The sequence below is a fragment of the Flavobacterium cupreum genome (assembly GCF_003996965.1).
GTDB classification, from domain to species: domain Bacteria; phylum Bacteroidota; class Bacteroidia; order Flavobacteriales; family Flavobacteriaceae; genus Flavobacterium; species Flavobacterium cupreum.
Map to the genome: position 1 here is coordinate 109,663 of NZ_QWDM01000019.1, position 15,739 is coordinate 125,401.

Sequence of the window (15,739 nt, forward strand, 5' to 3'; positions counted from 1 at the left end):
TTGAAACTTGAAACTTTTAACAAATATCAATGCTAAAGCAATTTTTAAATTTAAAATTATCCCAAAAATTATCTCCGCAGCAAATTCAGCTGATGAAGTTAATTCAATTGCCTACGCAAGCTTTTGAACAACGTTTATTAGAAGAAATGAACGAAAATCCGGCCTTAGAAGCGGGAAAAGAAGACGAATACGAAGCCGATGAATTTGCGAATGAAGAATACGACGATTATGACGATGCCGAATCCGACCGAATTGAAGCAGACGATATTAACATAGACGAATATCTAAGCGACGACGATACTCCGGATTACAAAACGCAGGTCAACAATTACGGGGACGAAGAAGAACGCGAAACGCCTTTTGCTTCTCCAATCAGTTTTCATCAGGATTTAATCAATCAGCTGAATACTTTTATTCTGAATGATGAAGAGCGCGAAATCGCTGAATTCCTGGTAGGAAGTATCGATGATATGGGATATATCCGCAGAAGTGTGGCGGACATTGTAGACGATATGGCTTTTACGCAGGGCATCTACACCGATGAAGCAATGGTTGAAAAAATGCTGCATGTGATTCACGAGCTGGAGCCTTCGGGAGTCGGGGCGCGTGATTTACAGGAATGCTTATTACTGCAGTTAAAGCACAAAACACCAACCGAATATGTGGATTTGGCGATTGACATTATCGAAAATCAGTTTGATGCTTTCACCAAAAAACATTACGATAAATTATTACAGAAATATAGTGTTTCCAACGAACAGCTTAAAAAGGCGATTCACGAAATTGAAAGGCTAAATCCGAAACCGGGAGGATCTTATACCGGAAACAATAAAGTGACAGAGAATGTCGTTCCGGATTTTGCGATCCGAATTACAGACGGTGAGCTGGAACTGACCTTAAACGGAAGAAATGCCCCTTCCCTGCACGTTTCCAAAGATTATCAGGAAATGATGCAGACGTATAAAGATTCCCGTGATAAATCGACTGCCCAAAAAGATGCCGTTCAGTTTATCAAACAAAAACTTGATTCTGCCAAATGGTTTATCGACGCGATAAGACAGCGCCAGGAAACGCTTTTTGTGACCATGAATGCGATTATGCATTATCAGGAAGAATATTTCCTGGATGGCGACGAAACGAAGCTAAAACCAATGATCCTAAAAGACATTGCCGATATGGTTGGACTGGATATTTCGACGATTTCCCGCGTGGCCAACAGCAAGTTTGTAGAAACACCCTACGGAACAAAACTAATCAAGGAATTTTTCTCCGAAGCCATGAAAAATGATCAGGGTGAAGATGTTTCGACTTTAGAGATCAAAAAAATACTTCAGAATACGATTGAAGAAGAAGACAAAAAGAAACCACTTCCGGACGATCAGCTGGCTGATATCCTAAAAGAAAAAGGCTATCCGATTGCCAGAAGAACAATCGCCAAATACCGCGAACAGCTTGACATTCCGGTAGCACGAATGAGGAAAAAGATTTAGATCTCTCTCTTAACTTTTACAAAAACCCGACAGGTTTTAAAACCTGTCGGGTTTTGTTTTATTATTCAAAGTCTAAAAAAAAACTACCAATGTTGTCCGGCTGAGCGGAGTCGAAGCCTTTTTCTATTAACCGAGCCTTCGACTTCGCTCAGGGTGACAGTAGTTTTCAAAAATAACAAACCCGACAGGTTTCAAAAAACTGTCGGGTTTATATTTTAAGAAGATACGATTTTCAATTACTTATACTGGCCCGGTGCTATTGTAATTTTAAACAGAAACACTTTATTTTTATCACTGTAACTGTAAAACAAGGCAAAATCGTTGTCCCTAAAGGCCTGAAGACCCGGATTTGCTTTGGCTGTGCTTACCAGACTCTTTTCAATTTCTTTTTTTATGACATTTACATCTGCCGTTTTCTTTTCTATATTCAGCAAAGTTAAATTATACTGGGCTGCTTTCTTTTCCGGCAAACTTACACTGTCCAGACGAATACCTTCCTGAATTATCAAAGGGCAATTTTTATTGTACTTTAATACCAATTCTGTTATTTCATTATTTAAAGCATCGGTGCTTTTGTAGAAATAAAACTGACCTAAAACCACCAAAATCAATGCAATTCCGATTGCAACCAATAACCTTATATTCTGTTTTCTTTTATTTTCTTTTTCCTGCATTTTTTATTTTAGCTTAAATATTGTTTAGAAAATCAAAAGACAAATCTATTTTTCCTGATTTTTTTTCATGGCATTATAATACGCTGCACGGCTAAGCGGCTCATATTCTTCTGTTTCTCCCAGCATAACCAATTTATCATTATCGGTTTTCCTGAAACTGTAATTGGCTAAGTTTCCGGTTCTGGTGCAAACTGCATGAACTTTGGTCACATATTCTGCAGTGGCCATAAGTGCCGGCATCGGCCCGAAGGGATTTCCTTTAAAATCCATATCCAGTCCGGCTACAATTACCCGAATTCCCTGATTGGCCAAATCATTACAAACAGTAACAATTTCATCATCAAAAAACTGTGCTTCATCAATCCCAATTACATCGCAGCCTTGTGCCAAAATAGCAATATTGGCAGCGGCAGGCACCGGAGTGGAGCGAATTTCGTTGGCATCGTGAGATACCACCATTTCGTCATGATAGCGGGTATCAATAGCGGGCTTAAAAATTTCGACTTTTTGTTTGGCAAATTGAGCACGTTTTAATCTGCGGATTAACTCCTCGGTTTTACCCGAAAACATTGATCCACAAATAACTTCAATCCAACCAAACTGTTCTTTGTGATTTACTGTATTTTCGAGAAACATTTTGTATTTTTCTGCCTTTAAAAATGAATAGTTTTTATTACTTTGTACTGGTAATAAATTAACGTAAAAATTTGATGTTTTACATTTTTTCAAAAGTAGAAAAATTTTATCGAAATCGAAGATTCGCCAACCGTTATTAACAGAAATAAAAATAATAACCGGCAAATTTCCTTTAGAAATTAAAGACATTCAAAAAAATTACAAAATATCCTAAAGTACCGTATTCACTATAATTTCAACAGTTATGAAAAAAAAATTGGAAGCCGATTTAATCAGCATTGCACATCGAATTTTAAAATTAAAAAATAAATCCGATATCAATCAATTGTATCTTGAAACACAGAAATTATATGAGAAACTGGCCGTTTTGAAATTTGTGGATGAAAATTTCGACACTTTAAAACCAACAATTGGCCGCAGTGAAATCGAATCCACGATAGAAACTGTTTTTGAAAAAGAAGAAATAACTATTCCGGCTACCAGTAAAGCGGAAGAAGAAATCCCTGCTCCTGTTGCAGAAACGGCAACTGAAATAACACCGGAACCTGAGGTTATTGAAGAAATAAAAGAAGAAATAGTTTCAGAAACTGCCGAAGAAATACTTCCGGAACCAGTTGTCGAAACTGTTGAAGAACCTGTTGAAGAATCTGTTGAAGAACCTGCCGCAGCAATTGAAGAGCCGGTAACTGAAGACGAAAAAAAACCTGAAACAACTGAAGAGCTCTCTTTTAGAACCGTAAACGATTTAAAACCAATTCCGGATTTCAAACCCTCGTTTGAATTGGAAACAGAAGAAAAAATAGAAGAAAAAGAAGAAGAACCGAAAGCTGAAGCTCCTGCCAAATCAGATGCGGTTCACATTTCGTTTGAAGATATACTGGGTGTTAATTACGCTGATGCCCAATTTGTAAAAGTAGACAGTTTTGAAAATATGTCCACTCCGCCTCCGGCAAAAAACGAATTTAAGGAAGCCGAAGCAAAAACAGCTATTGTGGAAACGGCAAAACCGAAAGCAGTTCCATTAAACGAAAAACTGGGAAAAGGTTTTCATATCGATTTGAATGACAGGATCGCCTTTACCAAAAACCTTTTCGGAAACAGTACCGAAGATTACAGCCGCGTTTTAAATCAGTTACTGACTTTTGATTCCTACCATGAAGCTATTGATTTTATCGACAACATGGTAAAACCCGATTACAACAATTGGGAAGGAAAAGACGATTACGCACAACGTTTTCTGGAAATCGTAGAAAAGAAATTCTCATAAAAGTAAAACACAGATTTAATTCGTCTGTTCGCTGTCGCCCGGGTCACGAATTTATTCGTTGTGAACTTTCCAAAACAGCAGCAACCTGAATTTGTGAAATTCCTTTTATAATATAAAAAAAATATGTCAAAATTATATATCGTTCCAACACCAATCGGCAATCTTGAAGACATGACTTTTCGTGCCATCCGCATCCTGAAAGAAGTCGATTTGATTCTAGCCGAAGATACCCGAACGAGTGGCAAGCTCTTAAAGCATTTTGAAATTGGCACACACATGTATAGCCATCACATGCACAATGAGCACAAAACGACCGAAAATCTGATTGCCCGTTTAAAAGCCGGCGAAACCATCGCACTAATTTCTGATGCCGGAACACCTGCCATTTCAGATCCCGGCTTTTTACTGACGCGTGCGTGTGTTGAAAATAAAATCGAAGTGGAATGTTTACCAGGTGCAACCGCATTTGTTCCTGCTTTGGTCAACAGCGGACTGCCTAATGACCGGTTTATTTTTGAAGGTTTCCTACCGGAGAAAAAAGGGCGTCAAACCCGATTTTTAGCACTTGCCGAAGAAACCAGAACGATGATCCTGTATGTTTCACCACATAAATTGCTAAAAACTTTGGTCGAATTTGTGACGTATTTCGGCGAGGACAGACAGATTTGTGTTTGCAGGGAATTATCAAAATTACACGAAGAAAATGTACGCGGAACCGCCAAAGAAGTTTTAACCCACTTTGAAAAAACAGCCCCGCGCGGTGAAATTGTCGTAGTGGTTGCCGGAAAAACCATAACAAAAGAACCTAAGAAAAGTAAGTTTTCTAAGGATGAAAAAGAAGAAGAAGAAGAAGAAGATTAAATTATTGATGCCACAAATTTTACAAATTAATAAAAAATAGTCTGCCACGAATTACACCAATTATCGCGAATTTAATTATTGTAAATTTGTGAAATTCGTGGCAAAAAACTATTAGAAAATCATCGTAAATCCTTTAATCAGTGGCAAAAAAAATATAAAGCCTGACAATTATGACAATACAAGCCTTTTTAGAAAAATTAAAACAAACGCCTGCTGCAATTGCTTTTACTGAAACCATTGCAACTGTCGAAGAAAATTACAACTTTATTCCAACCGCTTTTCAAAACGGAACACAGCACAATGCTGCGGGAGAAAACTCAGGTTCATGTAAAGTATTTGCTTTTGCTCAATTGCAAAACTTAACCAAAGACGAAACCTTAGCCTGTTTCGGAGCTTATTATTTTGATGAAGTTTTAGGAGACCCAAACGGGACAAATCATCAAAACATTCGGAATTTCATCAACACAGGCTGGGACGGAATTCAGTTTGAAGGGAATGCTTTGGAGTTAAAATAAAATGCTAATACCTTTTAAAAGTTACTAATGAAAGAAAGATTAGAAGAAATCCCGGTTATACTATTTCTAATTATAGTTGCAATTCCTTTATCTCTATTATTTCTCCCTATAATTTTTATTTATTTAGTCTTTGATTTTTTTCAAAGAAAGCGATTCAAAAAAAGATACAGTAATTATTTATTATCCATTGAAGGAAAAAAATTCTTTTGCTATACGAATCGAAAAAACAGTCATCACTATATTGAAAAAAATATAATACCAAATCTTTCAGGTGACGTTGAATGTGTTTTTCTGGAAGGTAAAAATTTAAAAACCGAATACATTCAGGAATACATTTCTCATATGGTGGCTGCCATTTCTGATCGAAAAGGTTTTCCATACGTAATAAAAATCAACAATGGAAAAGCAGTGGACAAATCGATGAATAATGAATTTTATACTTTCAAAAGTCAAAATAAAAGCCCTGAAGATCTACTAATTTTAATAAACAGCAGTTTTGATAATCTAAAATCATCACTCTAAATCTACAATAAAAAAATGCGTTGGACATTAAAACCAAAACCTTCTGAAGATAAAATTAAACATTTGGCTCAGGCCCTGAATGTAGAGGATTTTGTAGCAACACTTTTAATTCAGCGTGGCATTGAAACATTTGAAGCTGCCCGCGATTTCTTCCGCCCTTCATTAGAACACCTGCATGATCCGTTCCTGATGAAAGACATGGACAAAGCCGTTGCCCGAATAGAGCTGGCAATAGAGAATCAGGAAAACATATTGGTTTTCGGTGATTACGATGTCGACGGAACAACAGCTGTTTCGTTGGTTTCTTCTTATTTAAAATCGCATTACCCGAATATTGCAACTTATATTCCGGATCGTTATGACGAAGGTTACGGAATTTCTTTTAAAGGAATTGACTTCGCAGACGATAACGGATTTTCCTTAATTATAGCGCTTGACTGTGGCATCAAATCCATCGATCATATCGCTTACGCCAAAGAAAAAAACATCGATTTTATCATTTGCGATCACCACAGGCCGGGAGAATTTCTTCCTGATGCTGTTGCGATCCTGGACCCTAAGAGAGAAGACTGCTCTTATCCGTATGACGAGTTATGCGGTTGCGGGGTTGGCTTTAAACTGATTCAGGCTTTAGGAAAAAACAGAGGTGAAAGCACCGCAGATTTAGTTCCGTATCTTGATTTGGTGGCTACGGCAATTGCTGCAGATATCGTTCCGATTACGGGCGAGAACAGGGTCTTAGCTTATTTTGGATTACAGGTTATCAACAGTGACCCGAGACCCGGAATTAAAGCTTTGGTGCATCAGATAAAAAAGAAAGTCTTAGATATCAGCGATGTTGTTTTTATTATTTCACCTCGAATAAACGCAGCCGGAAGAATCAAGCATGGGAATCACGCGGTTGAATTACTCACAGAATTTGACTTTGAGCAGGCACAGCAGTTTGCATCGGAAATTGAGCAATACAATGCCGATCGTAAAGATTTAGATAAAAAAATCACCAGGGAAGCTTTTCAGCAGATTATAACAAACAATGAAGAGGAAAGATTTTCTACCGTTGTTTTTCAGGAAGACTGGCATAAAGGGGTGATCGGAATCGTAGCCTCAAGATTAATTGAAACGTATTATCGCCCGACATTGGTTTTTACCAAAAGCGGCGACAAATATGCCGCTTCCGCACGATCTGTAAAAGGTTTTGATGTGTACAATGCCCTTGATGCCTGTGCCCATCATCTGGAGCAATTTGGAGGTCATATGTACGCCGCGGGAATGACGTTAAAAGCAGAAAATTACAGTACTTTTAAAGAGGCATTTGAGCAGCAGGTTTCAGCAACTATCTTACCGGAAATGCGAACCCCGGAAATCGAGATTGATGCCGAAATAAACTTCGTGGACATCACACCAAAACTAATCCGGATTTTAAAGCAATTCGAGCCTTTTGGACCGCAAAACATGACGCCTGTTTTTATGACATCAGAGGTAACAGACACAGGCTACGCCAAAACCCTGGGTGCAGATGAAGAACACCTCAGGCTTTTCGTCAAACAGCCTGAAAGTACAGACGGAATTGCTGCCATTGGTTTCGGACTCGGAAAAAAAATAGATCTTACAAAAAATAAAAATCCTTTTCAGCTCGCCTACTGCATTGCTGAAAATGAGTGGAACAATACCGTTTCTACTCAGCTTATGCTAAAAGATATCAGGACAAATGACAGATAAAGTAAAAAAAGCCGATCCGTATCAGGCACTTCGTTACAGAGAATTTAATGTGTTTTTGTTATTGCGTTTTGCCATGGTTTTTGCCTGGTCGATGCAGTTTATTGTCATTGAATGGGAAGTGTACAGTTTAACCAAAAACCCGCTTTCTTTAGGGATCATTGGTTTAATGGAAGTCATTCCTGCCGTTTCAATGGCTTTGTTTGCCGGACACATTGTTGATCAGAGAGAGAAAAAAGGATTACTGGTAAAATGCATTCTGGGATTTTCGGTAATTAGTTTTGGATTGTTTTTATTGACGTGGCCAAAAATTGTTGGCGAATGGTCACCAACTGTTATTTTATATTCTATTTACTTTCTAGTTTTTTTAGGCGGATTGGTTCGTGCTTTTTTAGGTCCGACTATTTTCTCGCTGTTATCGTTAATTGTTCCGAAGAAAGTTTATCCGAATGCCGCTACCTGGAGCAGTTCGGTCTGGCAGATTGGTTCGGTTTTAGGACCTGCCGTTGCCGGTTTTTCAATTAACTGGATGGGGGTTCACTGGTCGATGTGTCTCGTGGTTGGTTTTTCTGTCTTTTCCCTACTCGCTTTATCACAAATAGAGAAAAAGCCAATTTTGAATCCAAAAATCGGAGAACCGGTTATGGAAAGTTTAAAAGAAGGAATCAAATTTGTGTTCAACAATAAAACTATTTTAGGTGTACTTTCCCTTGATATGGTGGCCGTTCTTTTTGGAGGAGCTGTCGCGTTATTACCTGTATTTGCGCAGGATATTTTAAAAGTCGGACCTGAAGGTTTCGGCGTTTTAAGAGCCGCTCCGGCCATTGGCGCTTTTATTACCATGCTAATTTCCGCTTACGTTCCTTTATACAAAAAAGCCGGAATGAAACTTCTGGTTGCCATTTTTGTTTTTGGACTCTGCATTATCTTATTTGGTATTTCAACTCTTTTCTGGCTCTCTGTCGTGGCTTTATTCCTGAGCGGTGTTGCCGACGGAATTTCTGTTGTCATCCGCCAGACGATTTTACAGCTTAAAACACCCGATCATATGCGCGGAAGAGTCGCGGCTGTAAACTCCATGTTCGTTGGTTCCTCAAACGAATTAGGGGCTTTTGAAAGCGGTTTAACAGCCAAACTGATGGGAACTGTAACTTCTGTTGTTTTCGGAGGAAGCATGACGCTTTTAACGGTTCTCGGATTCGGACTAAAATCTCCCACTTTCAGAAATCTAGACCTTCGAAAAGATATGGAAGAACATCAGAATATGGAATAAAAAATTTTTTATACTATAGAAATTCCAATATTCTTTAACTGAAAATTTTTAATCTTTTATGAATTTTTTATTTAGAATTAATATAAATAATATTTATATTTGTTGAAATAAAAGATTTACGATGAGAGAAATTGAACAAATTTACTACAACAATTTTGGAATAGCTTTTTACTGGAAGAACGGAAAAGAAGTGATATCAGAGAAAATACAATTGGTTTTTAAAGAAACCGGTTTCTATTTTACAGTTGAAGAATTGAATCAGTTTTGTGATTTGATTGAAAACAGTCTTATCGAAAATGCGTGTTGTGAATCTTGCGAATTGAAAAACTCCTGCCATAAATTTTTACTCAAAACGCCTTGTGCTGCCATTGATTTAGCGGTTTCAATGAAAGAATTAAAATCCATTAAAGATTTAGTGGAAGGTTCCTTATTCAAAATTGAACTGGAAGAATATGTCTATGGTGCCGGGTTAAACTAAGAAGCATTCTAAATTATTTAACAGTTATTTTTCATTAAAGAAATATATTTTAGATTTAAACTAAAAAAAGTATATTTACTACAATGAAAAAAATAAGGTTTCTTTTTGCTTTGGTTGTTTTGGCGGTTTTACTTTCGAACTGCACCAGCAAATCTGACGAATACATTGATCCGCGCGGAACCGATTATGCCGGTTCAGAAAGCTGCATTCAATGTCATCAGACGCAATATGAATCTGCTTTTCACAGCTCCCATTTTAAAGCTTCCGCTCCCGCAACCAAAGAAAATATTCTGGGTCATTTTAGCAATGGCAAAAATACTTTCATTTACGACCAAAATACCAAACTGGTCATGGAAGAACGCAACGACAGTCTTTATCAGGTTGTATATAAAAATGGAAAAGAAGTTAAGGCCTATCCTTTTGAAATTCTTTTCGGAACCAAACATGCGCAGACGAGTGCGTACTGGAAAAATCATTTTACTTACGAGCTGCCCGTTTCTTACTACAAATCAATTAATAGCTGGGCGACAAGTCCGGGATATTCTGCTACAATTCCCAATTTTGAGAGAGAAATTGACAAGGAATGTTTTGCCTGCCACAGTTCTAATATTGCAAGCCGGTATGTTACAACAAGTTCAGACAGCATTACGTTCATGACCATGGAAGTGGAAGAATTCATGAACAAAAAAACATTGCTATACGGAATAGATTGCGAGCGTTGCCACGGCCCTGCCAAAAAACACGTTCAGACGCATTTAAAGTTTCCGGATTTAAAAATGGCTCAGGACATTGTCGCGTTCAAAAACTTAAACAGGCAGCAAAAAATAGATGCTTGCGCTTTATGCCATTCGGGAAATGCTAAGATGAAACTAAAATCACGATTTAAGTTCAGACCTGGAGAGAAACTTACCGATTATTTCATGGAGAGATCGGGTACACCGGATACCGTCAATTACGATGTTCATGGCAATCAAATGGGTCTGCTGTCGCAAAGTAAATGTTTTATTAAAAGCCCGACTATGGATTGCATGTCCTGTCATAATCCGCATCAGAATGCCTCGCAAAACCTTGGCTCTTATTCTAAAATTTGCATGAGCTGCCATCAACAAACCAAACACAAAGCAGCAACTGTAAAATCACTTTCGAAAACAATGCTGGCCAATAATTGTGTAGAATGCCATATGCCGAAGCAGGATTCTAAAGCTATTTATTTTCAGCAATCCAATAAGGCTCCGATTACCAGTTATTCCTTAAGAACACATAAAATCGGAATTTATCGGGCAGTCAAAAAATAATTATTTTTCGAATTTCTGAAGTTCAAAAGTTTCGCCATCAAAAACACCATAGGTAAAATATCCGATCCAGTCACCCAGATTTACATAATTGGAATTTTCCCCAACCGGAATAATCATTGGCAAATGACGATGTCCGAAAATAAAGTAATTATAATGTCTGGTTTCCAGCTTACGTTTGGCATACAAAACCAGCCATTCGTTTTCTTCGCCCAGAAATTTCACATCTTCATCACCCGAAATAAGTTTGTTTTTAACCGATAGATATTGGGCTAAACTCACTCCAACATCAGGATGCAGCCAACGGAAAAGCCATTTGGAAAAAGGATTTGTAAATACTTTTTTCATTCGTTTGTAACCTTTGTCCCCGGGTCCTTTGCCGTCTCCGTGGCCAATTAAAAACGTTTTTCCGTTAAAAGTGAATTCTTTATTATCGTGATAAACCGGAATATTCAATTCTGTTTGAAAATAATCGTGCATCCATAAATCGTGATTTCCAACAAAAAAATAAATTGGAATTCCGCTATCCCGAATTTCAGCCAGTTTTCCCAAAACGCGTACAAAACCTTTTGGCACTACTGTTTTATATTCAAACCAAAAATCAAACAAATCCCCAAGCAGGAAGATCGCTTCGGCATCCTGTTTGACTTCATCCAGCCAGGCTACAAATTTTCGTTCACGCGGCAAACTCAACTCCGGAGTAGGAGCCCCAAAATGCTGATCAGAAGCGAAATATACTTTTTTCATGAATTGTGAATTGTGAGTTGTGAATTGTGAGTTTTTCGCAATAGAAAAAATTGGAATTTGGGAATTTATTCTTTGGAATTTCTCTTAAACATTATCACTCGCAAACCATTCGGCAAATGAAGATTCTGTTTCCTGAAGTTTAAGGGAAAAAAGCGAAATTCCGGCAGGCAGACGCGCGATGATTCTTTCTGAGAAATCGACTACCATATTTTCACTTGTCGGCTGATAATCGACTAAAATCACGTGATGCCCACGATTTTTCAATTCATTAGCCAGTTCGATATGCGGTGTTGTTTCATTAAAAACAGTTGCATGATCAAACTGATCGACGATTTCTTCCTTTACAATCTTCTTTAGATCCGAAAAATCGATAACCATTCCGTATTTCACATTCGACCGGTCTGTGATTGGTGAGCCAATAACTGTTACCGATAATTTATAACTGTGCCCGTGAACGTTTTTGCATTTTCCGTCGTAACCGTACAAAGCGTGACCGGTTTCGAAACTAAATTGTTTTGTAATTCTGATATTACTCATCGATTTGAATTTTAGGTTGCAAATTTACAAATTAATAACCGTTTTCATCTCTTTTTTTAGCTTTGTTATCTCTGCCACAGATTTAAATGATTTAAATGATTCATCCTTACAATCCTGAAATCTGCGGCAAAATAGTAAACGCACAAAAACATCGGTTTTTATGATGATCACTTTGACAACTTTCAGAAACTGAGACTGAGACTAAAACATTTACTTCTTAAACTGCGTCAAAGCATTTCTGGTAAAATCAGATAAGACCAATTTACCTGTAATGGCGGCACGTTCCAAAAGTAATGATTCCCAGTTTTCCGTTCCTTCCCAGATGATTTTTTTCATTTCGAATAAAGCCTGCGGATTATACGAACTTAATTTTTGGGCAAAATCTTCAACAGCCGAATCAAGTTCATTAGCAGTACAGATGGCAGAGAAAAGTCCGTTCTGTAAGGCCCAGTCCGCCGATTTCCATTCGTGGGCTGCCAATGTCATTTCGGCCATCGCAGTTTTTCCTATTTTACGCGAAACAGCAGGCTCAATTACAAAAGGTCCGATACCGATTGACAGTTCAGAAAGTTTTACGGCGCTTTCAGGCGTTGCCAGGGCATAATCGCAGGCAGCTATAATACCGACGCCTCCTCCAACCGCTTTTCCCTGAACACGGCCAATAATAATTTTCGAACATTTTCGCATCGCGTTTATCAAGTGAGCAAAACCCGAGAAAAATGCTTTCCCCTGCTCCTCGTTTTCTACTGCAAGAAGTTCATCAAAAGAAGCGCCTGAACAGAAAACTTTGCTTCCTTCACTTTGCAGGATAATTACGGAGACTGTTTCGTTGCTGCTTAGTGAATTAATTTCTAAAGTAAGCCGATCCAATAATTGCCTTGGAAAAGAATTACTGGCCGGGTGCCCAAACTGTACCGTTGCAACGGCATTTTGAATAGTAGTCTGCAAAGATCCGCTTTGATATTCTGAACTCATAGAAATAGTTTTTGATCGTAAAGTTACGATTTTGCAACTATTTTTGTCCGAAGACGTTTTGAAATTTGTTTTTTGAAAAATAATTGACTTTATTTGCTCTCGCATTGGGGGATTAGCTCATTTGGCTAGAGTGCTTGCCTGGCAGGCAAGAGGTGACCGGTTCGAATCCGGTATTCTCCACAAAAAAGACCGAAACCCTTACTAACAGTAAGATTATCGGTCTTTTTACTTAAAACCCTGTGTCAAAAATGTGACACAAACTATTTGGTTCAAAAAACACATGTTTTTTAGAGCTAAATAAAAAAATGCAAAATTTCAAAGAAAATTCGTCCTCACGAAAAAATACTGCAACTGCTTTTATAGATTACAAACCCGCTGAATTAAGGACATGTAAGACTTGGATAATTGTCTATTATGCCAGGAATCCTGTAACTAATCAAATGGAACGTTTTAGAAATCGTGTTCCTACGTTGAAAAACATTCGTCAGCGAAAAGAATACGGCCAAAAAATAGTATTTGAACTAAACGAAAAACTTAAAAACGGCTGGTTGCCTTTTTATGAAACATCAGATATAAAAGAATTTAAAACAATATCCTATTGTGTAGATTTATATGTGGAATATCTTGAAAAAGATTTTACTGCAAATGAAAAGAGATATGATACTCTGAGGTCTTATAAAAATGTAATCAAAAAATTCTATGCTTACTTACTCGAAAATGAAGTAAAAACGAAATTAATCCTGGAGATAAAAAAAGATGTAATTGTACGTTATTTAGATTATCTTTTTTATGTAAAGGAAAACAAGGCCGTCACCTACAATAATAACCTGATCCTATTAGGCATTTTCTTTAAATGGTGTGTTGAGCGTGGTTATTTGAAAAACAATCCAACTGAAGGTATTATAAAGAAAAAAAAGCAACCGAAAATCAGACAGGTACTGGATGCTGAGACAAAAAGAAAATTAAGAGAGTATGGAGAAGATAACATTACTTTTTACACTACCTGCATGCTTACTTACTATTGTTACATACGAACTACTGAATTAACAAAAATAAAAGTTCAAGACGTAAAGCTATTTGATGGATACATCGTTTTACATGGGAGTAACACCAAAAATAAAAAAGATGAAACTGTAACAATTCCGCATGAATTAGTTCAGTTGTTGGCTACACATTTGCAAAATGCAAACAATGAAGATTACCTTTTTGGTTACGATAATTTTGCTCCGGGATCAAAGCAATTAACTTCTAAAAAAGTAACGGATAAATGGAACTCTTTTAGGATCAAAAAAAATGTTCCAAGTATATTCCAATTTTATTCTTTAAAAGATACCGGAATAACTGATTTACTTAATAGCGGTGTTTCTGCTATAAAAGTAAGAGATCAGGCAAGGCATTATGATTTAAAAATAACAGAGGGATATACCGCAAGAAATAAAACCTGTGATGAAACGGTTAGAAATTCTAAATTTCATTTTTAGACAACTATTAAAGTAAAATTTTAAATTATTTAGTAACACGCCAAGGTACGGTATACAAAAAAAATGTAAACATTGTAAACAATTGAATTTATACACATAATCAACTGTTAATTAATGCTTTAAGTTGTTTACAAAACGTTTACAAACTAATTTTTGGCTGTTTTTGTTTATAAACAAGGGCTAAAAAATTTATAAACATTGGGGGATGGGGAATAAAAAAAAGCTTTACACTACGCAAAAATGTAGATTTTTAATCAAGATATCAGCTCCGGATCTTTTTCCAGGAACGTTAAAAAATCTACATTTAATTATTTACCGAGCAACTGTAATGCATATTTGAATCCACAAAAATAGAATAACTGAATATCAAAAGTTTATATTCTGTAAACTAATTCTTAAATTTACAAAGGTAAACTTATATTAAATTACGGTATTAAAACCTTTGTACTATGAATTTGTTAAGACTGAAGAGAATCAACCGTTACCAGACACAAATGATTATTGCTTCGATAATTCTTATTGTGGCAGTTATATTTCTAATTAATAATCAAAGAATTATTGTAAAATTAGAAAGAGAGCAAGAAAGAATAAATAAAGAATTACATAGAACAAAAGTCAATTACGAGAAAAAAGTAAGGGATTACAATACACAAGCAGAAATTAATAGAAAAGAGTTAATAGAATATAAAAAAGCCTTAGAAAAAAAACTTGATAGTATATAGTAAAAACAACATTTAATTAGTTTCCGATTAAATGAAATGTAGATTTTTTTTGGTGAGCTGCGTTTCTGCAGCTCTTTGGCCAAGCAAAAAACATCTACTTTTTAAACAAAAAAAAATCGCATTACATTTCTGTAATACGATTCTCTAACTAAAAGCAAAAAAAAATTATTGAACCTGTGGAGGTGTTTCAAACATTATCGTTAAATAATATTCCGGTAGATAAATTCCCAAACCGTCTTTTATGTCCTTTGCAACACCTTGTTTTAATATTGGTTTTAAATAATTTGGGGGTTGCAGAGCAGGTAAATTAGTGTGCTGATTTAAAATAAAAAACTCATTGGTTCTTACATTTAAATAAATTTCAATTGTGATCGTTTTTCCAGAACCTACTATCGCTAAATTTTCAGGACGTGGTTTAAACATTATATACATGTCCATGAATCTGAAATAGGTGACAAAATCAAACGTTCGTGTTTCCGGGTTGCTTAAATTCGAAAAGCTTGATTTGGTAATGTTACTAAAAGAATCATTTGCACTTACCTTATAACTCGTC

17 protein-coding genes and 1 tRNA gene are annotated in these 15,739 nt (G+C 36.6%); 12 read left to right on the plus strand and 6 right to left on the minus strand.

Annotated features, from left to right (window positions below; all coding sequences use genetic code 11):
* The first annotated feature begins 29 nt into the window (after positions 1 to 29).
* Positions 30 to 1,490 carry an RNA polymerase factor sigma-54 gene (gene rpoN / locus D0817_RS22055; RefSeq protein ID WP_127340512.1) on the plus strand — a complete coding sequence of 487 codons (1,461 nt, stop codon included), beginning with the start codon at positions 30 to 32 and terminating at the stop codon, positions 1,488 to 1,490.
* 236 nt (positions 1,491 to 1,726) lie between these two features.
* Here rpoN and D0817_RS22060 read toward each other — a convergent pair whose 3' ends face one another.
* Positions 1,727 to 2,164: a DUF8479 domain-containing protein gene (locus D0817_RS22060; RefSeq protein ID WP_127340513.1), complete on the minus strand. Its 438-nt coding sequence runs from the start codon at positions 2,162 to 2,164 to the stop codon at positions 1,727 to 1,729.
* A gap of 45 nt (positions 2,165 to 2,209) precedes the next feature.
* The gene (locus tag D0817_RS22065) at positions 2,210 to 2,800 is read right to left on the minus strand and encodes a thymidine kinase (protein WP_042565610.1); all 591 of its coding nucleotides are present in this window, start codon (positions 2,798 to 2,800) and stop codon (positions 2,210 to 2,212) included.
* Positions 2,801 to 3,044: 244 nt separating this feature from the next.
* Here D0817_RS22065 and D0817_RS22070 point away from each other — a divergent pair, with 244 nt between their 5' ends.
* The 8 genes from D0817_RS22070 (at position 3,045) to D0817_RS22105 (ending at position 10,727) form a co-directional block, all read left to right on the plus strand.
* On the plus strand, positions 3,045 to 4,067 hold the full coding sequence (locus tag D0817_RS22070) for a DUF8457 domain-containing protein (RefSeq protein ID WP_127340514.1): 1,023 nt from the start codon (positions 3,045 to 3,047) through the stop codon (positions 4,065 to 4,067).
* 123 nt (positions 4,068 to 4,190) lie between these two features.
* Positions 4,191 to 4,928, plus strand: coding sequence for a 16S rRNA (cytidine(1402)-2'-O)-methyltransferase (gene rsmI, locus D0817_RS22075; protein WP_127340515.1), 738 nt, complete (start codon positions 4,191 to 4,193; stop codon positions 4,926 to 4,928).
* A gap of 170 nt (positions 4,929 to 5,098) precedes the next feature.
* A complete protein-coding gene (locus D0817_RS22080) occupies positions 5,099 to 5,443 on the plus strand; it encodes a HopJ type III effector protein (RefSeq protein ID WP_127340516.1) in 345 nt (114 codons plus the stop codon).
* 27 nt (positions 5,444 to 5,470) lie between these two features.
* Positions 5,471 to 5,965, plus strand: coding sequence for a hypothetical protein (locus D0817_RS22085; protein ID WP_127340517.1), 495 nt, complete (start codon positions 5,471 to 5,473; stop codon positions 5,963 to 5,965).
* A 15-nt stretch (positions 5,966 to 5,980) separates the two neighbouring features.
* Entirely contained in the window at positions 5,981 to 7,684 is a 1,704-nt protein-coding gene (recJ, locus tag D0817_RS22090) for a single-stranded-DNA-specific exonuclease RecJ (RefSeq protein WP_127340518.1), read from the plus strand.
* On the plus strand, positions 7,674 to 8,954 hold the full coding sequence (locus D0817_RS22095; protein ID WP_127340519.1) for an MFS transporter: 1,281 nt from the start codon (positions 7,674 to 7,676) through the stop codon (positions 8,952 to 8,954). Before recJ ends, D0817_RS22095 begins: the two co-directional genes overlap by 11 nt.
* A gap of 121 nt (positions 8,955 to 9,075) precedes the next feature.
* Positions 9,076 to 9,432: a hypothetical protein gene (locus D0817_RS22100; protein ID WP_127340520.1), complete on the plus strand. Its 357-nt coding sequence runs from the start codon at positions 9,076 to 9,078 to the stop codon at positions 9,430 to 9,432.
* Between the two features lie 83 nt (positions 9,433 to 9,515).
* Positions 9,516 to 10,727, plus strand: a complete 1,212-nt coding sequence (locus D0817_RS22105; RefSeq protein ID WP_127340521.1) for a multiheme c-type cytochrome — start codon at positions 9,516 to 9,518, stop codon at positions 10,725 to 10,727.
* On the opposite strand, the gene D0817_RS22110 is transcribed toward D0817_RS22105, so the two are convergent.
* The 3 genes from D0817_RS22110 to D0817_RS22120 all read right to left on the minus strand — a co-directional run bounded on the left by D0817_RS22110 (position 10,728) and on the right by D0817_RS22120 (position 12,983).
* A complete protein-coding gene (locus D0817_RS22110) occupies positions 10,728 to 11,471 on the minus strand; it encodes a UDP-2,3-diacylglucosamine diphosphatase (protein WP_127340522.1) in 744 nt (247 codons plus the stop codon).
* Positions 11,472 to 11,555: 84 nt separating this feature from the next.
* Positions 11,556 to 12,008: a 6-pyruvoyl trahydropterin synthase family protein gene (locus tag D0817_RS22115; RefSeq protein WP_127340523.1), complete on the minus strand. Its 453-nt coding sequence runs from the start codon at positions 12,006 to 12,008 to the stop codon at positions 11,556 to 11,558.
* 210 nt (positions 12,009 to 12,218) lie between these two features.
* Entirely contained in the window at positions 12,219 to 12,983 is a 765-nt protein-coding gene (locus D0817_RS22120) for an enoyl-CoA hydratase/isomerase family protein (RefSeq protein WP_127340524.1), read from the minus strand.
* Between the two features lie 106 nt (positions 12,984 to 13,089).
* On the opposite strand from D0817_RS22120, the gene D0817_RS22125 reads away from it, so the two are divergent.
* From D0817_RS22125 to D0817_RS22135, 3 genes are all read left to right on the plus strand, one after another.
* Positions 13,090 to 13,163, plus strand: a tRNA-Ala gene (locus D0817_RS22125).
* Positions 13,164 to 13,288: 125 nt separating this feature from the next.
* A complete protein-coding gene (locus tag D0817_RS22130) occupies positions 13,289 to 14,464 on the plus strand; it encodes a tyrosine-type recombinase/integrase (protein WP_127340525.1) in 1,176 nt (391 codons plus the stop codon).
* Positions 14,465 to 14,913: 449 nt separating this feature from the next.
* Complete coding sequence (locus D0817_RS22135) at positions 14,914 to 15,186, plus strand: hypothetical protein (RefSeq protein WP_127340526.1); 273 nt, start codon at positions 14,914 to 14,916, stop codon at positions 15,184 to 15,186.
* A 165-nt stretch (positions 15,187 to 15,351) separates the two neighbouring features.
* Here the strand turns inward: D0817_RS22135 and D0817_RS22140 are convergent.
* Positions 15,352 to 15,739 (minus strand): hypothetical protein (locus D0817_RS22140; RefSeq protein ID WP_238160927.1); only part of this gene is annotated, 388 nt, incomplete at its 5' end.